Origin of the sequence: Paramesorhizobium endophyticum (assembly GCF_014640615.1) — a bacterium.
GTDB lineage: Bacteria > Pseudomonadota > Alphaproteobacteria > Rhizobiales > Rhizobiaceae > Paramesorhizobium > Paramesorhizobium endophyticum.
In genome coordinates this window covers 157,586-175,328 of record NZ_BMHH01000009.1, presented here as the reverse complement: position 1 = coordinate 175,328, position 17,743 = coordinate 157,586, and the positions used below count along the sequence as shown (strand labels likewise).

Genomic DNA, 17,743 nt, shown 5'->3' with positions numbered 1-17,743 from the left:
TCGTCACCGACAATTTCCGCGTCATCAGGCCACGCGATTTTCGGGTTATCGCGTGAACGGGGTATAATTTATTAAGATGCCCTTACGGAAGCACACTCTAACTAATTAGGTGCGCCTATTCACAGCCTGCCGCTTCACATGGCGCTGGTGAGCTTGCTGCCTGTTCCCAGAGGAAAACTCCTGTCGATGAGAGATGAAATCGCCTGCGCGGGAAGCGGCGCGCCCAGCAGATACCCCTGCACAAGGTCGGCGCCCGCTGCGCCCCGGATCAGGGCCAGTTGCTCCTGCGTTTCCACCCCTTCGACGGTCACGCCAAGGCCCATTTCGTGTGAAAGCTGGGTCACGCCGCGCAGAAGCATCAGCGAGCGCCGGTCCTCCGTGATATCGCGCACGAAGGACCGGTCCATCTTCACCTTCGTCAGTGGAAGCGTATTGAGATAACTCAGGCTCGAATAGCCGGTGCCGAAATCGTCGAGCGCCACATTGATGCCAGCATTTTTCAGCTGCTGCAGCACATTGCTGGTCTTGTTGCGGTCGCTGATGATCGCGCTTTCCGTCACCTCGACCTCCAGCAGATTCGTCGGCAGCCCCGACTTCCTTAAAGCGCTCGCTATGATGTCGGTGATGTCGCTGTTTTTCAGATCGATCGCGGAGAGATTGACCGAAACGCCGATACGCCCGCCCCAATCCCGGCAATCCATGCAGGCCTTTTCCAGCATGAACCGCGTGATATCGGTGATGACGCCCATCTCCTCGGCAAGCGGAATATAGTCGGCGGGGGAGATAGGGCCGAGTTCCGGATGATCCCAGCGCGAAAGCGCCTCGCAGGAGACGATGCGCAGGGATTGGGCGCTGACGATCGGCTGATAGACCACCTTGAGCGCGCCGTTGATGATTGCCCCGCGCAGGTCGTTCTTGAGGCGCTGGCGGCTGCGATAGCGGATATCCATCGCTTCCTCGAACAGCCCCCAATTGCGCTTTTCGCTTCCCTTCGCCTCATAAAGCGCAAGATCCGCCTTGATATGCAGGTTTTGCAGATCGAAATGCCCTGTTGGCGCCAGCGCCACACCGGCATTCACCTCGACCTCGACGCTGTGATCCGATAGCTGGTAAGTGCCCGACACGGCGGACACCAGATTGTCCATGACCGCATCGATCTGAGCGTCCGGACCAATGTCGGGAACGAAGATAACGAACTCGTCGCCGCCAAAGCGGGACGGGATGAAGCGCATCGGGTCCATTTCTGCGAGGCGCTCCGCCAGCTTGCGCAGCAGCTGGTCGCCGACATGATGCCCCAGCGTGTCGTTGACATGCTTGAAGTCGTTGATGTCGAGCACGACCAGCGCCATCCGCTTGCCATGCGCCCGTCGACCGAGAAGCGACCGGACCAGCGTTTCGAAATGCACGCGATTGGGAAGCCCCGTCAGCCCGTCATACCGGGCCATGTGCTGGATTTGCGCTTCCGCCTCGATGCGCTGCGTGACATCTTCGAAGATCAGCACCGCGCCCTCGTCCTGGCGCTGGCTGCAGCTGAATTCGATGTAGCGCCCGTCAGAAAACTGAAACAGGTCGCGCTCGCGCCGTCCCGAGAGCAGATCGTCGATGAGCCTGCGTATGCTTTTGAGCTTGGAACGCGGGAAAAGACCATGCAGGGACGAATAGCGCAGCACCGTCTGGAGCGAACGGCCGGTAAGATCGCTGTCGGGCGATATCCTCAGCAGCGACACCGCCTTGTTGTTGACGACGACGAGCTTGCCGTCACCGTCGAACATGATGAGCCCGTGCGGCATGTTGTTGAGCGCGGCGTTGAAGCGGCTCGCCACCACCGCCAGTTCCCGCCGCCCCATCACCGCCGCGAACAGGAAGTCGCGCAGGCCGTTGGCCATCTGGATATTGCTTAGGAAATGAGGAATGAGCAGGAAACCGATAATCAACAGATACGGTCTGCCAGCCAGCGCAAAACCCGTAAGCACCGGAACCAGGCAGCAGAGCGACATCACGATGACAGCGGTTCGGGATGCGTAATTGCGACCGACAATGGAAACGCTCGAGGCCAACAAAATCGCAAGGCTGGCAAGCTCGGCGAAAGAGTTTTTTACCATATATGTGCTGTAGAAGCACATGATGCCAAGCAAGGTGCATACCGCCGCCGCACCGGCCAGATAGCGCGTTTCCCACTGGTTGATCTGCTCATGAGTAGGATTGGCAAGCGGAGCCCTATCGAACCGGCTCATGTCGAAAAGCCGCGCCAGCGCTATTATCGTAAACCCGGTAGCAAAAATGATATATGCCAGCCGGCCCGTCTCCAGATAGATGACGGAGCAGACGATCACATGCGCCAGCATCCCGAACCAGAGCGTCGCGCGGTTCCCATAGAGGGACCGCACGAAGGAGAGACGGATATCCGCTGGAATGTCTGTTCTTCGGCGCCAAGCCATATTCGATATGCGTCCCTTTTCCCTCGGAACATATTATTACAGCAATGACTTAATAATATATTTCCCGATAATAAACCGTTGGTTGCGTATACCCGCATTAATTGAGCAAACAATACTTGAACACAATCAGTGGATAATCAGACATCGAAAAACGGTTAAACATTTAACCTGCAGTTTAAGCTCAATATGCGACAATAAATACTATGTTTTACTTCGTGATTTTCCTGTTGGCTGAATCGAAATATGAATTACTTGAATCAAACTCTGAGCCGATGATGACGGTGGCGCTAAAAAATGGCCGCCGCCTCATATGCCAAATCTATCCGCCAACATTCCCACCTTTATGGCGGATTCACAATGCGTTTATGCGGGGTTTCCCACGAAAATCCAAAGCGGTTCAGATGCTGTGGCCGCCATCGATGGTCACGATCGCGCCCGTCATATAGCGGCTTGCATCGGAAGCGAGCATCAGCACGGCGCCGTCCAGATCCTGCGCCTCGCCCAGCCTGCGCATCGGGTTGAGCCCTTTCAGGAAGCCGCCCGCCGGCCCTTCGAGGACCGCATCATTGAGTTTGGTCGGAAACCAGCCGGGCGCGATGGCGTTGACGCGGATGTCGTGGCACGCCCATTCGAGCGCAAGCGCCCGCGTCATGTGCGAAACCGCCGCTTTTGACATGGCGTAGGCCGCTGCACCCTTTTGCGGCCGTTCGGCCAGAATACTCGTCGAGTTGATGATCACCCCGCCGCGGCCCGCCGCGATAAGCCGCCGGGCAGCCTCCTGCGCCACGCAGAACGCGCCCGTGACATTGACGTCAAAGGCGCGCTGCATCATCTCTCGCGTCGTATCGAGCGCCCGCGCCATCTGCGCCACGCCCGCATTGTTGAAGACGACCGTCACCGTCCCCAGCCGCGCCTCGGCTTCATCGAAGGCCTGCTCCACCTCCTGAGGGCACGTCACGTCCGCCATGATATCGATGATCTCCCCACCCCCATTGCGGGGTTCGCGATTGGGCGCGAGCGCACGCGAAATCGAAATCACATTGGCGCCATGGCTAGCAAGCATCTCGACCATGCGCGAGCCCAGGCCGGACGAGCCGCCCGTCACCACAATGGTCTTGCCCGTTATGGAAAAAAGTTCCCCCGTCATGAAATCTCACAGGTCTTGGCTCAAGTAAGAGAAGAGTCAGCTTTCAATTCTTAAAACCAGCGAAGTGCTGTGGCAACGGCAGTAATGAGCGGAAAAGAATATTTCTATTTCCTCGAAGCTCCCCCCGCCCCAAAGAAACGCCATTGGAAAATCGCACGAAACTCCCTAAATAAGCCGGGCACAGAAAGCAATTGCCCGTCACCTACCCCTTTTGGGGACTTCGGAAAGAACCCATGTCGAAACCATCGAAACCCCTCATTGCCGTCACATCCGATGTGCGCAGCTTCGATATCTACACCTGGCACGCCGCGCCGGAGCAATATCTTGCGGCGGCGGTCGAGGGCGCAGGGGTGACGCCGCTGCTCGTCCCCTGTTTCGGCGATGCGCTCGATCTCGATGCGATTCTTGCCGCCGTCGATGGCGTGCTGATAACAGGGTCGAAATCCAACGTGCATCCTTCCCTTTACGGCATCGAGCCGACCGAGGCGCATGAGCCCTTCGACCACGCGCGCGACGCCACCTCGCTGCCGCTCATCCGCCGCGCCATCGAACTCGGCGTGCCGCTGCTCACCATCTGCCGTGGCTTCCAGGAGCTGAACGTCGCCCTTGGCGGCACGCTGGCGACCGAGATCCAGGAATTGCCGGAGCGCATCGATCACCGCGCCCCGGACACCGACAACCAGGCCGAGCGCTTCGCCCTGCGCCATCCGGTAGTGATCAAGCCGGGTTCCTGCCTTGCTTCCATCGTCGAGGAGGATACCGTTCAGGTGAACTCTGCCCACCGGCAGGGGATTGACACCCTTGCCCCACGGCTGGAGATCGAGGCGCTTGCCGAGGACGGCACCATCGAAGCGGTCTCGGTAAAGGATGCGAAGGGCTTCGTCGTTGGCGTGCAATGGCATCCGGAAGTCTGGGTGAAGACCGACAGCCCCTCGCGCAAGGTCTTCGCCGCCTTCGGCGACGCCGTCCGCGCCCACCGCGCCGCGCGCACGGCGGTGGCGGCGGAGTGACCTATTTCGCGGCGTGGCGCTGGCGTTCGCGCTCTCTATCGAAGCGGGCGGTTTCACGCTGCTGCAGCTTCAGCGCGACATAGGCCATTATCAGGCCACTTACCGGAAAGATTAGGAAGACCGCCAGTTGTGACCACGTCATTATCTTAAATCCTTCAGGGAAAATCTTGCCCAATAATGTAGTGCTGGAGCTGCCAAAATACAACTCATCGCGCTGAAGACGAGTTGCAGCGATGCTGGCCGATCGCCATAAAGCATTGTAAACAGCGGCGCCAAGCCACCCACTGCAAAAAAGGCGACAGCCATCCCGTTGATCCATGTCGCCGTTAATTTTAGGCGCTCGTTATGAGTGGCAGCAGAAAGGTCGGCCATTATTGATCATCCCCTACTCCTTTAATCCCCTGCCTTAATATTGGCCGTCTCCCGCACCGGCGTCAGCGGCTTCCCATCCTTGAACCAGCTGATAAGATTATCCACCACCAGATCGGCCATGGCGCGGCGCGTTGCCTGCGAGGCGGAGGCGACATGCGGCAGCAGCGTGGCGTTCGGCAGGTCGATCAGCGCCTGCGGCACGCGCGGCTCGTCGGCGAACACATCGAGACCGGCGGCGGCGATGGTTCCATCGCGAAGCGCAGCGATGAGAGCGTCTTCATCGACGGCGCTGCCGCGTCCGATATTGATGAGCACGCCATCGGGCCCGAGCGCACGCAGCACGTCTGCATTCACCGCCTTCTCAGTCCCCGCCCCGCCCGGCGCCGCCACGATGAGCGTGTCCACGGCCTCCGCCAGCGCAAGCAGGCTGGGGTAATAATCATAAGCCAAATCATCGGCCCTGCGGCGATTGTGATAGGCGACGGAGAGACCGAAGGCCTCAAGGCGCCGGGCGATGGCCTTGCCGATCCGCCCGAGCCCGAAAATGCCGGCGCGGCGTCCGCGCAGCGACAGCTTCGTCAAAGGATAATTGCCCTCAGTCTCCCACTTGCCCGCCCTGAGCCAAGCCTGCGCCTGCGGCAACTCGCGCACCGTGTCGATCAGCAATCCCAACGCCGTGTCGGCAACTTCATCCGTCAGCACATCAGGCGTGTTGGTCACCATGATGCCGGTCTTGCCTGCGTGGGCGGCATCGACATTGTCATAGCCGACGCCGAAATTGGCGACGATTTCGAGGTTCGGCAGCGCGTCCATGAAGGCTGCATTGAGCGCCCCGCTGACGGCGACACCGCGCACGCGCTGCGCCAGTTCAGGCGTCACCAGCGCCGGATCGCCCTTCTCCACCCGCTCCATCGCAAATGTGTTGCCGATGCGCTCGACCGCGTGAGGGTGCAGCCTGCCGACCACGAGAATGGTCATCTCATGCGTATTCGTCATAATTGTTCGATTCCTCCCTGATTTGGTGATTTCACGCTTACCGGGTTTTCGGTTTCGCCGTGGATTGCCGGATGCGAAGCTCCGGCTTGATCAATTCCTGGCGCGGCGGATGGCCCGCGCCGTTGAGCTGGTCGAGGAGCGCCCGCGCCGCGCGAAGCCCCACCTCGCGCTGGCCGTTCCAGACGGTCGTGAGCGCCGGCGTGGCGATCTCGGCTTCCTCTAGATCGTCATAGCCTGTCACGGAGATATCCTCGCCCGGCACCAGCCCTGCCCGCCCGATCCCGTTCATCAGGCCGATGGCAGCCAGATCGTTCCAGCATACCGCCGCCGTCGGCTTGTCTTTCAGCGCCAGGAATTGGGGAGCCACCTCGAACCCGGCCTGCTTGGTGCGGGGCCCCGGAATACGCCATTCCGGATTGACCGGCAGACCGGCCTTTTCCATCGCGGTGACATAGCCCTGATAGCGGTCGCGCCCGGTGGAGGTCTGGTCCGTGCCGCCCACCATGGCGATGCGCGTATGGCCGAGCGAGATCAAATGATTGGTGGCAAGCCCGATGCCGTAGGAATCATCGCCACGGAAAACAGGCACCTCCGCTCCCTCGACCGTACGCGCAATCAGCACAACCGGCAGGCCATTGTCTTCCGCCAGTTGGATGTCCGCCGCGGGGGTGCCGATTGCGGGCGACATGATCACCCCATCCGCGCCCAGTTGCAGCAGCGTATCGATAAAGGTGCGCTGTTTTTCCAGTTGGTCGTAATGGTTCGACAGGATGAAGGTCTGGCGCGAGCGGTCGAGCTCCGTTTCGATGGAGCGCAGAATCTCGGCGAAGAACGGGTTCATGATGTCATGCACCACGACACCGACGATCCCCGACCGCGAGGTTCTAAGGCTCGCCGCGCGGCGATTATAGATATAGCCGATGGCGCGGGCGTGTTCCTTGATCTTCTCGCGCGTCTGGTCCGCCACCAGCGGACTGTCACGCAAGGCAAGCGAAACCGTCGCGGTCGAAACCCCCAGCGCATCCGCTATGGTCGAAAGCTTGATCTTCTGGGCCAACGCGCCTCCGGCATATTTTGCGTCGATAAAGCATGATCCCGAAAGTCGCAGACTTCCAAGTAAGATCACGCGCCTGAAACAGTGCAGGAGTTTATGCCACCGGGCCCGGGGAATTGGAAGGTTTTTCGGTCGGAACGGTAAAGCGACGCGCCCTACTCGACAACTTATCCTGACAGTCAAGCCTTGACCGCTCCCGGACCCAAAACGTGCTTTCGACGCCGCTGGTCAGACGGCGGCAAATATCCAGACGGCAGATAATCAAAGCTGGCGGGCGTCGTATTGAAGGCGGTTGCCTGCAATTACCTCTTGATGGACTGCGGCCCAGTCGGCGAGATGTCTCGCGGTTTCAGATAGGGAGTGGCCGAGCGGCGTCAGGGTGTACTCGACTTGCGGTGGTGTAGTGTGGCGAACGGCGCGCTCTAACATACCGTCCCGTTCCAGCGTTTTGAGTGTCCTTGTCAGCATTTGTTGTGAAATCCCGCCCACAAGGCGTTTGATTCCATTGAAACGCTTTGGGCCCAAGCGAAGTGCGACGACCACCTGGATTGTCCATTTGTCACCGATGCGGCTGAGAATTTCGCTCACAGCGCGGCAGTCGCTCCCAGTCGGCTTGTCAGTCACATCCATCCGACTTGCTCCTAAAAATATGCTTTTGACGTCTCTTTATTGGTCCCATAAATGGCTGTGGTCAACATTATAGACCGAGCTCCGATATGCGATGCTCGAAACGACCTATTAAGGAAATCCACGATGAACCTGATTTATTATCCGGCTGCCTGCAGCCTGGCCGACCACATAGCGCTCATCGAGAGCGGGCTCCCGTACAAGCTCCTCAGCATCGACCGGGATAAGAAAACCGAGGATGGTCGTGACTTTCTGGCGATTAACCCCAAAGGTTATGTCCCGGCCCTCGAGATGGACGACGGAACGGTCCTCACGGAAAACCAGGTCATTCTAGCTTATATTGCAGACCAGAGTGGTAAGCTCCTGCCAGACGATCACATTCTCAGGTGGCGAACATTCGAGGTTCTCGCCTTCATGTCATCCGAAATTCATGGAGCCTATGGCCCGTTCTTCAGGGATTTCCCGGAACCGGAAAAGATGCGGGCACGGGACAAGATCAACAAGGCCTTCGCCATCCTTGCCGGTCAGATGGGCAACAAGGCGTTCTTGATAAGCAACGAGATGACGATCGCGGATTGCTATCTGTTCTGGATTCTGATGGTCGCGCCAAGGAGCGGCGTTGACTTGCCGGACACTCTGCGGGACTGCCTAGAACGCATGAAGGCAAGGCCTTCGGTGATACAGGCGCTTGCGGAAGAGGGATTGAGCTGATCCGGCCAGTTCCCACCTGCAGGGAATTCCCGCGCCGAGCGCACTGTCACAGCAATGCGCTCGGGAAGGCCACGGTCGAATGCCCTTCCTCAGCATGCGCATCGACGTAGTCAAGATCGCTAGAGTCTATCAGAACTCAACCGAAACACTGATCGGAGAAGGCGAGTAATCCTGCCGTCATTCTCGGGCTTGTCCCGAGAATGACGGCCAAGGAAGAACTGTTTCATGCCACAGCCTGAAGGGCCTAATCGACAAATTCCTCTTCGGGCACCTCATGCGCTTCATCCGCCTCGCCGGGCTCCCGCGCGGAAAGGTTGATCTCCAGCCGGCTCAACAGTTTCAGCAGCGTCTTGCGTTCTCTCTTGTCGAGGCCGCGCAAGGCGTCCTTCTCCGTCTTGCGGATCGACTTTTCGATAACCCGGATGACATCGCGCCCACTCTCGGTAAGGAAGACATGTGACTGCCGCTGATCCCGCTCGGAAGCCTGCTTGGTGACGAAACCCTGCGATTGCAGCCGGGCGATGGTCTTCGTCACCGTGGGCGGACGCACGCCCAGCCGCTGCGCCAGCACGCCGGGCGGCAAGCCGTCCTCCGCCGCCAATTGCAGCATGATGGCGTCCTGCCCGGCATAAAGCCCATGCTCCAGGAGCCGCGTCGCCAGCGACGTGCGCCCCAGCCTCGCAGCAGATTGCAGCCGATACAGGATGACCGGTTTGCGTTCTTTCGTCATGCTGGCCTAGCTCCCCCTCGTCTTGTCCGGACAATCATAAGCCGGCTTTGCCAATCGGGCAAACGATTCAACATCGGCACTTCGTCTTATGCTTGCCGTCATTCGCCCGCTTGCGTTACGCTGGCTTACAAACATGACAGGAGAATAACATGGGCGCTTCCGGCGGGATGAATGAGGCAAGAACCATCGCCGTCCTGCCGCTCGGAGCCCATGAGCAGCACGGGCCGCATTTGCCCTTCGAGACCGATACGATCATCGCCGAAGGCCTCGCCGCCCGCGCCGCCGCCGCCATTCCCCCCGAATTAGACGTACGCTTCCTGCCCGCCGAGGCAGTCGGCTACTCCATCGAGCACATGGACGTATCCGGCACGAAGACCCTCGCCTTCGATGAAGCGGTGAGGCGCTGGATCGGCATCGGCGAAAAGCTCCATGCGGAAGGCATCCGAAAGCTGGTGCTGCTCAACGCCCATGGCGGCAACTCGCCGCTCATCACCATCGTCGCAACGGAACTGCGTGTCCGCTCTAGCATGCTCGCAGTGACGACCAGCTGGCCGCGCTTCGGCCTGCCCGAGGGGTTGCTGACACCGGAGGAAAAGGCGCTCGACATCCATGGCGGCTTCATCGAAACCAGCGTCATGCTGGCGCTGCGCCCCGATCTGGTGGATATGGCCAAAGCCCGCAACTTCCCCAACGCGCAATCCGCCTTTGCGGAAAAATTCAAGCACCTGCGCGCCTACGGCCCCCACGCCTTCGGTTGGAAAATGCAGGACCTCAACACCGAAGGCGTCGCCGGCAACGCCGCCCGCGCCAGCGCCGAAGCGGGGGAGAAGATGATTGCCCACGCGGTCAAGGGTTTCATCGAGCTTCTGCAAGATGTCGACCGGTTCGATATGGAGTTTTTTCAGAGCGGCTTCTGACGAACGCTGGCGGGACAGCGCCCCCCTCTGTCCTGCCTGACATCTCCCCCGTGAGGGGGAGATTGGCTGTCAGGACTGCTTTCGCTAATCGCCAGCGTTGCAGGATTAAGTGCCGTCATAGATGAAGGCCAATCTCCCCCCTTGTGGGGGAGATGCCCGGCAGGGCAGAGGGGGGTGAGCCCCGACGTCAAACATAAATAGCGCCATGGCGCGAACGTGATACGCCCCGCATGTAATATTATAGCATTGCGTATGGCATTCGCCCTGCCCTTCCCTTATATGAATTTTCCAATCCAGAATCTCCCGCTAGCTGAGCGTCGTAACGCGAAAGAGGCATGAGAATGAGCCAAGCCCAAGCCACCGAATCCGCCACCGCCCCCGAGGCCGCCGCCCACATCCCCGTCACCGTGCTGACCGGCTATCTCGGCTCCGGCAAGACGACGCTTTTGAACCGTATTCTCACCGAGAACCACGGCAAGCGCTATGCGGTCATCGTCAACGAGTTCGGCGAGATCGGCATCGACAACGATCTCATCGTCGAGTCGGACGAAGAAATCTACGAAATGAACAATGGCTGCATCTGCTGCACGGTGCGCGGCGACCTGATTCGCGTGGTCGAAGGCCTGATGCGCCGCCCGGGCCGTTTCGACGCCATCATCGTGGAGACGACCGGCCTTGCCGATCCCGTGCCCGTCGCCCAGACCTTCTTCATGGATGACGATGTCCGCGCCAAGACCTCGCTCGACGCCGTCGTCGCGCTGGTCGATGCCAAGCATCTGCCGCTGCGCCTGAAGGACAGCCGCGAGGCGGAAGACCAGATCGCCTTCGCCGATGTGGTGCTATTGAACAAGACCGATCTGGTGACGCCTGAAGAAGCCGACAAGGTGGAAGCCACCATCCGCGCCATAAATCCTTACGCTACGATCCACCGCACCGAGCGCGCCGCCATCCCGCTCGACAAGGTGCTCGACCGCGGCGCCTTCGACCTGAAGCGCGCGCTGGAGAACGATCCGCATTTCCTCGATCATGACCACCCCGATCATGTCTGCGGCCCGGATTGCGACCACGATCACCACCATCATCACCACGATCACGATCACGATCATCACCACCATGACCATGATCACGACCACCATCATCATGATCACGGCCATGCCTCGCCGATCCATGACGTGACGGTCACTTCCGTATCGCTGCGCACCGGGGAGGTTGATCCGGCGAAGTTCTTCGCCTGGGTGCAGAAGGTCACGCAGGAGCAGGGGCCAAACATTCTGCGTCTCAAGGGCATTATCGCCCTCAAGAACGATCCGGACCGCTATGTGGTGCAGGGCGTTCACATGATCATCGAGGGTGACCATCAGCGCGCCTGGAAGGATGGCGAAGCGCGCGAGAGCCGCCTCGTCTTCATCGGGCGCGAACTTGACCGCGATGCGCTTAAAGCCGGTTTCGAGAGCTGCAAGTAACCAATGCCGACAATTGCACCGCTTGACCTGACCGGCCATTGCGTTCTCGCGCGCTTTGTTTCCGGCATCCCCTTCTTCGCGCTTGCGGATGGCACAATCCACCGCCTCGACAACGGCCACAAGGTGGCGGAAACCCATGATGGGCTTCTCTCCGCCACCCGTTCGCTGGATGGAAAATCGCTGCTGACAGGCGGCGAAGATGGCCGCATCTGCCGCACGAACGCCAATGGCGACCCGGAAGAACTGGCCTCGTTCCCGCGCAAATGGATGACATCGGTCGCATCCGGCCCGCAAGGAACCGTGGCCTTCGCGTCCGGCCGCAGCGCCTGGATGCGCGAGGCGAATGGCAAGGTGAAGGAATTCCAATCCCCCCGCAGCGTTGAGGGTGTCGCCTTCGCCCCCAAGGGAATGCGCCTCGCCGTCTCCCGCTATAATGGCGTGACGCTGCACTGGGCCGCGACCGAGGGAAAGCCGGTGGAGCTGGAATGGAAGGGCGCGCATATCGGCGTGGCCTTCTCGCCCGATGGCCGTTTCCTCGTTACGTCAATGCAGGAAAACGCGCTGCATGGCTGGCGGCTGGATGACAACAAGCACATGCGCATGACCGGCTATCCGTCGAAGGTCAAGGACTGGTCCTGGAGCGTCAAGGGCAAATGGCTCGCGACATCGGGCGCGCCCGCCGCCGTCATCTGGCCGTTCTCCGGCAAGGATGGCCCGATGGGCAAGGCCCCGCTGGAACTGGGCTTCCGCGGCGACGTCATGGTCAGCGCCGTCGCCTGCCACCCCATCGAAGACATCGCCGCCATCGGCTATTCCGACGGCATGATCCTCGTCGTCCGCTTCACCGACCAGAAGGAAGTGCTGCTGCGCCGTCCCGGCAAGGGCGCCGTTACCTCGATGGACTGGGACGACACCGGGCGGCGTCTGGTGTTCGGGTCGCAGAGTGGAGATTGCGGCTTGGTGGATATTTCGGCCTAGCACCCGAGGCAATTTCAAACGTTGGCGGGACAGCGCCCCCCTCTGCCCTCCAGAGCTTGTCGAAGGGCGGGCATCTCCCCCGCAAGGGGGGAGATTGGCTGGCACCGGTGACGGCGCTTATTCTGCAACTTCTACGACTGGGGCGCCTGACCTCAATGAAGGCTAATCTCCCCCCTTGCGGGGGAGATGTCCGGCAGGACAGAGGGGGGCGCTGTCCCGCCAGCCTAAGCCGCTTTAATCTACTTATACCAGCTCCGGATAATCGATATACCCCTTCGCCCCGCCGCCATAGAAGGTGGCATTATCAGGCGCGTTCAGCTCCGCCTTCTCCTTGAACCGGCGCACCAGATCCGGATTGGCGATGAACGGCTTGCCGAAGGCGACGAGATCGGCGCGGTCGTCTGCCACGGCCTCTTCCGCCATCTCCCGCGTATAGCCATTGTTGACGATCCACGCGCCCGTGCCGCCGGCATTGCGATAGGCCGCCTTGAAGGCTGCGTAGTCGAACGGCTTGTCGCCCTGTTGGTAATCGCGCTCACCACCGGTCGCGCCCTCGATGACGTGCACGAAGGCGAGGCCGTAAGCGCCCAGCTTGCCCGCCACATAATCGAACAGCGGCTGCGGCTCGGGGTCGGAAATGTCATTGGCCGGCGTCACCGGCGAAAGGCGGATACCCACGCGCCCGCCGCCGATTTCCTTGGTCACCGCATCCACCACTTGCAGAAGGAGCCGCGCCCGGTTCTCGATCGAGCCGCCATAGTCGTCGGTGCGGGTGTTGGTGCCTGAACGCATGAACTGGTCGAGCAGATAGCCATTGGCGGCATGGATTTCGACGCCGTCGAAACCGGCCTCATCCACCGCCGCCCGCGCGGCGCGGCGGTAATCCTCAATGATGCCCGGCAGCTCACTCGCTTCCAGCGCGCGCGGCTCCGAGGTTTCCACAAACCCGCCGCTGCCATCCGCATTGATGATATAGGTCTTGGTCTTTGCCCGGATCGCCGAAGGCGCGACCGGTGCGGCTCCGCCCGGCTGCAGCGAAGTGTGCGACACGCGCCCCACATGCCAGATCTGCGCGACGATCTTGCCGCCATGCGCATGCACTGCGTCGGTCACCTTGCGCCACGCGGCAAGCTGTTCCGCCCCGTAGAGGCCCGGCACGTCCGCATAGCCCTGCCCCTGCTGGGTGATGGCCGTTCCCTCGGAGATGAGCAACCCAGCCGTGGCGCGCTGCGTGTAATAGGTGATGGCGAGCTCGGTCGGCGTCGCATTGGGCGAACGGTTGCGCGTGAGCGGCGCCATGGCGATGCGGTTGGCAAGTTCGAGATCGCCGGCCTTGATGGGGTCAAAAAGGGTCGTCATTGCTATTCCTTCGTTTGGGGAGGTTAGGAGCATGATCCCGAAAAGTTGCAGACTTTTCGGATAAGATCATGCGGCTGCTAAAGATCGGAAAGCGACTTGAGGAAATCCGCGATGGTTTCCTCATTGCGCTTGTAGAAAATCCATTGCCCGACACGCCGCGAAGTCACGAGTTCCGCTCGCGAAAGCGTCGCCAGATGCGCCGACACCGCCGATTGCGACAGGCCGCAATTGCGCTCGAACCCGCTGGCGCACACGCCCATCTCGAACGGGTGCTCCTGGGTGAAATGCTTCTCCGGCTCCTTCAGCCAGTTCAGCATGTCGATCCGGGTCGGATGCGCCAGCGCTTTCAGGATTTCGTCGCGGTTCATAATCCCCTCTGTATATCGGGCTAAGGTGATATATAGATCGTGTTTTGGTGATATGTATGGTGAAGGGTGTTCACGTCTCCGTGAATAATACTGCGAAGGCCGTGCGAACTGGATACCCCCTCACGGTCCGCTACGCGGCCAGTGAGGGGGAACTGCGCCGACGTCTTTCCTGTGGAACACGCCCTGCCTTCTTTGCGCCCTTCCACCGTCCGACTATGGTTGCCCTTCCTTTATCAGCACGAGATTGACATGGCAGAAGATATCCGTCGCCTCGCCCCGCTTATCGCAGCCGAAATCAATGCGCGCCCCGACCAGGCCGCCGCGGCGATTACGCTTCTCGATGAGGGCGCGACCGTTCCCTTCGTCGCCCGCTACCGCAAAGAGGCGACGGGCGGCCTTGACGATACGCAGCTGCGCCTGCTTTCCGAGCGCCTTGTCTATTTGCGCGAGCTGGAAGCCCGGCGCACGACGATCCTCGATTCGATCCGCTCGCAAGGCAAGCTGACGCCGGAGCTGGAAGGCAAGATCGCCGCTGTCGTCACCAAGGCGGAGCTGGAAGACATCTACCTGCCCTATAAACCGAAGCGCCGCACCCGCGCCGAAATCGCGCGCGAGCGCGGGCTGGGGCCGCTGGCCGAAGCCATCCTCAACGACCGCAAGTTCGTCCCCGCCGAACTGGCGCAAGCCTACATTACCGAGGACGTGCCCGATGTGAAGACGGCGCTCGAAGGCGCGCGCGACATCATCGCCGAGGGCATGGCCGAGAATGCCGATCTCCTTGGCCGCCTGCGCAACCATATGAAGGACCGCGCCGTCCTGCGCTCGCGCGTCGTCGAAGGCAAACAGGAGGCAGGCGCGAAATTCTCCGATTATTTCGACCATGCCGAGCGCTGGGCCACCGTCGCCGGCCACCGCGCCCTCGCCATGCTGCGCGGCCGCAATGAGGACATTCTCTCGCTCGAAATCGAGGTGGACGCCGACGATACCTCCCCGGTGAAGCCCGTGGAGCGGATGATCGCCGCCGCCTATTCCATCGGCGCGACCCTGCCCGGCGACCGCTGGCTGATGGAAGTGGCGGGCTGGACATGGCGCGTGAAGCTGTCGCTGCACCTCTCGCTCGACCTGATGCGCGAATTGCGCGAGCGGGCGGAGGAAGAGGCGATCCATGTCTTCGCCCGTAATTTGAAAGACCTGCTCCTCGCCGCCCCCGCCGGCGGACGCGCCACCATGGGTCTCGACCCCGGCATCCGCACCGGCGTAAAGGTTGCCGTGGTCGACGGCACGGGCAAGGTGCTTGCCACCTCGACGGTCTACCCCTTCCCACCCCGGAACGATCTGCGCGGCGCGCAGGCCGAGCTTGCCAGCCTCATCCGCAAGCACAAGGTCGAGCTCATCGCCATCGGCAATGGCACGGCGAGCCGCGAGACGGAGCGCGTCGTCGCCGACATGCTGGCCGACATGCCCGCGCCGAAGCCGCTGAAGGTGATCGTCTCGGAGGCCGGTGCGTCCGTCTATTCCGCCTCGCAGACGGCGGCGAACGAGTTCCCGGATCTCGACGTGTCCTTGCGCGGCGCCGTCTCCATCGCCCGCCGCCTGCAGGATCCGCTGGCGGAACTGGTCAAGATCGAGCCGAAATCCATCGGCGTCGGGCAATACCAGCACGATGTGGACCAATCGCGCCTTGCCCGCGCGCTCGACGCAGTCGTCGAGGATGCGGTGAACGCGGTCGGTGTCGATTTGAATACCGCCTCTGCCTCGCTGCTCGCCCGCGTCTCGGGCCTCGGCGCTTCGCTTGCGGAAGCCATCATCGCCCACCGCAACGAGACCGGCCCCTTCAAGAGCCGCAAGGAGCTTTTGAAAGTCGCACGCCTCGGCAACCGCACCTTCGAGCAATGCGCGGGCTTCCTGCGCATCCCCAACGGCACCGAGCCGCTCGACGCCTCATCGGTTCATCCGGAAGCCTATGGCGTGGCGAAGAAGATCGTCGCCGCCTGCGGGCGCGACGTGCGCTCGCTGATGGGCGACAGCGCGGCGTTGAAGCAGCTCGACCCGCGCGTGTTCGTCGATGAGCGCTTCGGCCTGCCTACTATCAAGGACATCATCGCCGAATTGGAAAAGCCGGGCCGCGACCCGCGCCCGGAATTCCGCACCGCGACCTTTGCCGATGGCGTCGACGACATCAAGGATCTGAAGCCCGGCATGCTTCTGGAAGGCACGGTTACCAACGTCGCCGCCTTCGGCGCTTTTGTGGATATCGGCGTGCATCAGGACGGGCTCGTCCACGTTTCGCAGCTCGCCGATAAGTTCGTCAAGGACCCGCACGAGGTGGTGAAGGCCGGCGACGTGGTGAAGGTCCGCGTGCTGGAAGTGGACGTGCCCCGCAAGCGCATCAGCCTCACCATGCGCAAGGACGCAGAAACCCCCGCCCCGCGCGGCAATGATCGCGGCACGCATCAGCCGAAGGGAGGCAAGAGCTTCATGCAGAAACCGCAGGAGAAGCCGGCGATGGGAGGATTCGGAGCGGCGCTGGCGGAGGCGATGAAGAGGAAGTAGGCGTTAACATCACTTGGTAATGTCGCGGGACAGAAGGGACACGCTGTCCCGCCAGCATTTCTGAGAGCATTTCACATTTACACGGAGCCAACTGTGCGCCCTTCACCCCCGTGGTTCGAGGCTCGCTACGCTCGCACCTCACCATGAGGTGAAGGGTTGCAACGCCGCAGTAGCCCTCATCCTGAGGTGCGTAGTGAAGCGCAGCGGAACGAAGCCTCGAAGGGCGAGGGCGCTTGGCGACTCCATCAAAACTAGAACCCACCCAATTTGGATCAATTGCTACGCCAACCCCTCCAACCACTCCTCCCCCACCCGTGCCTCTCCAAACCAGTTCAGCCGGTTGACACAAACATACCCCCGGTCGATCCACTCATTCTCATCGCCAGGCACCGTCGCATGCGCCCGCCCGCGCGGGACGATCAGCACGGTCCTGCCCTCTTCCTCCGAGACCACCTGCGCCGTCGTGCCGATCTTGTCCCGCCCGATCCGGGGCTGGGCGATCGGCGCGGGCAATGTGGCTGGAAGGTTGACGCTGAGCCAATGCCCCTCCGCCACCCAAGCCTCCCGCGCCTCCCAAAGCCTGCGGATGAACGCGGCGAGATAATCCGCATCCTCCGGCTCCACATCCGGGCTCTTTACTCTTGAAAACCCGATGGCCGGAATGCCCCAGAATGTCGCCTCGCGAGCGATGCCGAGGGTACCGGAATAGGCAAGGTCCTCCGCCACATTGCGCCCGTCATTGATGCCGGAGAGGACGAGATCAGGCCTCGGCCCCTCGGCAAAAAGCCAGGTCATCGCCGTTACCACGCAATCGGCAGGCGTGCCGGAACAGGAATAGCGGTTCTGTCCCAGATGCTGCATGGTCAGTGGCCTGCCGATGGTGATCGAACCGCCCGCCGCAGTGCGCTTTCCCTCGGGCGCGACGACCCACACGTCGTCAGACAATTGCCGCGCCACCGCTTCGAGCATCGCCAGCCCCGGCGTGTCGATACCGTCATCGTTGCAGACAAGAATGCGCAT

Annotated in this window: 17 protein-coding genes; 6 read left to right on the top strand and 11 right to left on the bottom strand. The window is 61.2% G+C overall.

Annotated elements, in window-relative coordinates:
* Positions 1-134: 134 nt before the first annotated feature.
* Positions 135-2,438: a putative bifunctional diguanylate cyclase/phosphodiesterase gene (locus IEX53_RS13075; protein ID WP_188824604.1), complete on the bottom strand. Its 2,304-nt coding sequence runs from the start codon at positions 2,436-2,438 to the stop codon at positions 135-137.
* Positions 2,439-2,835: 397 nt separating this feature from the next.
* Positions 2,836-3,585 carry an SDR family NAD(P)-dependent oxidoreductase gene (locus IEX53_RS13070; protein WP_188824603.1) on the bottom strand — a complete coding sequence of 250 codons (750 nt, stop codon included), beginning with the start codon at positions 3,583-3,585 and terminating at the stop codon, positions 2,836-2,838.
* A gap of 233 nt (positions 3,586-3,818) precedes the next feature.
* Between IEX53_RS13070 and IEX53_RS13065 the strand changes: the two genes are divergently transcribed.
* Positions 3,819-4,595: a gamma-glutamyl-gamma-aminobutyrate hydrolase family protein gene (locus IEX53_RS13065; RefSeq protein WP_188824602.1), complete on the top strand. Its 777-nt coding sequence runs from the start codon at positions 3,819-3,821 to the stop codon at positions 4,593-4,595.
* Between the two features lies 1 nt (position 4,596).
* Here IEX53_RS13065 and IEX53_RS13060 read toward each other — a convergent pair whose 3' ends face one another.
* The 5 genes from IEX53_RS13060 to IEX53_RS13040 all read right to left on the bottom strand — a co-directional run bounded on the left by IEX53_RS13060 (position 4,597) and on the right by IEX53_RS13040 (position 7,647).
* Positions 4,597-4,737 (bottom strand): hypothetical protein, encoded by a 141-nt coding sequence (locus tag IEX53_RS13060; protein ID WP_188824601.1) that lies wholly within the window; start codon positions 4,735-4,737, stop codon positions 4,597-4,599.
* A complete protein-coding gene (locus tag IEX53_RS13055) occupies positions 4,737-4,967 on the bottom strand; it encodes an amino acid transporter (protein ID WP_188824600.1) in 231 nt (76 codons plus the stop codon). The genes IEX53_RS13060 and IEX53_RS13055 overlap by 1 nt, the downstream gene beginning before the upstream one ends.
* A 21-nt stretch (positions 4,968-4,988) precedes the next feature.
* Complete coding sequence (locus IEX53_RS13050; protein ID WP_188824599.1) at positions 4,989-5,963, bottom strand: 2-hydroxyacid dehydrogenase; 975 nt, start codon at positions 5,961-5,963, stop codon at positions 4,989-4,991.
* A 37-nt stretch (positions 5,964-6,000) separates the two neighbouring features.
* Positions 6,001-7,020 (bottom strand): LacI family DNA-binding transcriptional regulator, encoded by a 1,020-nt coding sequence (locus tag IEX53_RS13045; RefSeq protein ID WP_188824598.1) that lies wholly within the window; start codon positions 7,018-7,020, stop codon positions 6,001-6,003.
* Positions 7,021-7,278: 258 nt separating this feature from the next.
* Positions 7,279-7,647 (bottom strand): winged helix-turn-helix transcriptional regulator, encoded by a 369-nt coding sequence (locus IEX53_RS13040; RefSeq protein ID WP_188824597.1) that lies wholly within the window; start codon positions 7,645-7,647, stop codon positions 7,279-7,281.
* 123 nt (positions 7,648-7,770) lie between these two features.
* Between IEX53_RS13040 and IEX53_RS13035 the strand changes: the two genes are divergently transcribed.
* Complete coding sequence (locus IEX53_RS13035; protein ID WP_188824596.1) at positions 7,771-8,355, top strand: glutathione S-transferase N-terminal domain-containing protein; 585 nt, start codon at positions 7,771-7,773, stop codon at positions 8,353-8,355.
* 244 nt (positions 8,356-8,599) lie between these two features.
* On the opposite strand, the gene IEX53_RS13030 is transcribed toward IEX53_RS13035, so the two are convergent.
* On the bottom strand, positions 8,600-9,085 hold the full coding sequence (locus IEX53_RS13030) for a MarR family winged helix-turn-helix transcriptional regulator (RefSeq protein ID WP_188824595.1): 486 nt from the start codon (positions 9,083-9,085) through the stop codon (positions 8,600-8,602).
* 149 nt (positions 9,086-9,234) lie between these two features.
* On the opposite strand from IEX53_RS13030, the gene IEX53_RS13025 reads away from it, so the two are divergent.
* The 3 genes from IEX53_RS13025 (at position 9,235) to IEX53_RS13015 (ending at position 12,443) form a co-directional block, all read left to right on the top strand.
* Positions 9,235-10,002, top strand: a complete 768-nt coding sequence (locus IEX53_RS13025; protein WP_236016182.1) for a creatininase family protein — start codon at positions 9,235-9,237, stop codon at positions 10,000-10,002.
* 341 nt (positions 10,003-10,343) lie between these two features.
* A complete protein-coding gene (locus tag IEX53_RS13020; protein WP_188824594.1) occupies positions 10,344-11,465 on the top strand; it encodes a CobW family GTP-binding protein in 1,122 nt (373 codons plus the stop codon).
* A 3-nt stretch (positions 11,466-11,468) separates the two neighbouring features.
* Entirely contained in the window at positions 11,469-12,443 is a 975-nt protein-coding gene (locus IEX53_RS13015) for a WD40 repeat domain-containing protein (RefSeq protein WP_188824593.1), read from the top strand.
* 243 nt (positions 12,444-12,686) lie between these two features.
* Here the strand turns inward: IEX53_RS13015 and IEX53_RS13010 are convergent, their stop codons facing one another.
* Entirely contained in the window at positions 12,687-13,802 is a 1,116-nt protein-coding gene (locus IEX53_RS13010; protein WP_188824592.1) for an alkene reductase, read from the bottom strand.
* A 77-nt stretch (positions 13,803-13,879) separates the two neighbouring features.
* Positions 13,880-14,170, bottom strand: a complete 291-nt coding sequence (locus IEX53_RS13005) for an ArsR/SmtB family transcription factor (protein ID WP_188824591.1) — start codon at positions 14,168-14,170, stop codon at positions 13,880-13,882.
* Between the two features lie 249 nt (positions 14,171-14,419).
* On the opposite strand from IEX53_RS13005, the gene IEX53_RS13000 reads away from it, so the two are divergent.
* On the top strand, positions 14,420-16,723 hold the full coding sequence (locus IEX53_RS13000; RefSeq protein ID WP_188824590.1) for a Tex family protein: 2,304 nt from the start codon (positions 14,420-14,422) through the stop codon (positions 16,721-16,723).
* Between the two features lie 279 nt (positions 16,724-17,002).
* On the opposite strand, the gene surE is transcribed toward IEX53_RS13000, so the two are convergent.
* Positions 17,003-17,743, bottom strand: coding sequence for a 5'/3'-nucleotidase SurE (surE, locus tag IEX53_RS12995; protein WP_188824589.1), 741 nt, complete (start codon positions 17,741-17,743; stop codon positions 17,003-17,005).

Coding starts and splice junctions, on each gene's coding strand:
- IEX53_RS13075 (WP_188824604.1), bottom strand. CDS start 2,438: ATGGCTTGGCGCCGAAGAACAGACATTCCAGCGGATATCCGTCTCTCC.
- IEX53_RS13070 (WP_188824603.1), bottom strand. CDS start 3,585: ATGACGGGGGAACTTTTTTCCATAACGGGCAAGACCATTGTGGTGACG.
- IEX53_RS13065 (WP_188824602.1), top strand. CDS start 3,819: ATGTCGAAACCATCGAAACCCCTCATTGCCGTCACATCCGATGTGCGC.
- IEX53_RS13060 (WP_188824601.1), bottom strand. CDS start 4,737: ATGACGTGGTCACAACTGGCGGTCTTCCTAATCTTTCCGGTAAGTGGC.
- IEX53_RS13055 (WP_188824600.1), bottom strand. CDS start 4,967: ATGGCCGACCTTTCTGCTGCCACTCATAACGAGCGCCTAAAATTAACG.
- IEX53_RS13050 (WP_188824599.1), bottom strand. CDS start 5,963: ATGACGAATACGCATGAGATGACCATTCTCGTGGTCGGCAGGCTGCAC.
- IEX53_RS13040 (WP_188824597.1), bottom strand. CDS start 7,647: ATGGATGTGACTGACAAGCCGACTGGGAGCGACTGCCGCGCTGTGAGC.
- IEX53_RS13035 (WP_188824596.1), top strand. CDS start 7,771: ATGAACCTGATTTATTATCCGGCTGCCTGCAGCCTGGCCGACCACATA.
- IEX53_RS13030 (WP_188824595.1), bottom strand. CDS start 9,085: ATGACGAAAGAACGCAAACCGGTCATCCTGTATCGGCTGCAATCTGCT.
- IEX53_RS13025 (WP_236016182.1), top strand. CDS start 9,235: ATGGGCGCTTCCGGCGGGATGAATGAGGCAAGAACCATCGCCGTCCTG.
- IEX53_RS13020 (WP_188824594.1), top strand. CDS start 10,344: ATGAGCCAAGCCCAAGCCACCGAATCCGCCACCGCCCCCGAGGCCGCC.
- IEX53_RS13015 (WP_188824593.1), top strand. CDS start 11,469: ATGCCGACAATTGCACCGCTTGACCTGACCGGCCATTGCGTTCTCGCG.
- IEX53_RS13010 (WP_188824592.1), bottom strand. CDS start 13,802: ATGACGACCCTTTTTGACCCCATCAAGGCCGGCGATCTCGAACTTGCC.
- IEX53_RS13005 (WP_188824591.1), bottom strand. CDS start 14,170: ATGAACCGCGACGAAATCCTGAAAGCGCTGGCGCATCCGACCCGGATC.
- IEX53_RS13000 (WP_188824590.1), top strand. CDS start 14,420: ATGGCAGAAGATATCCGTCGCCTCGCCCCGCTTATCGCAGCCGAAATC.
- surE (WP_188824589.1), bottom strand. CDS start 17,743: ATGCGCATTCTTGTCTGCAACGATGACGGTATCGACACGCCGGGGCTG.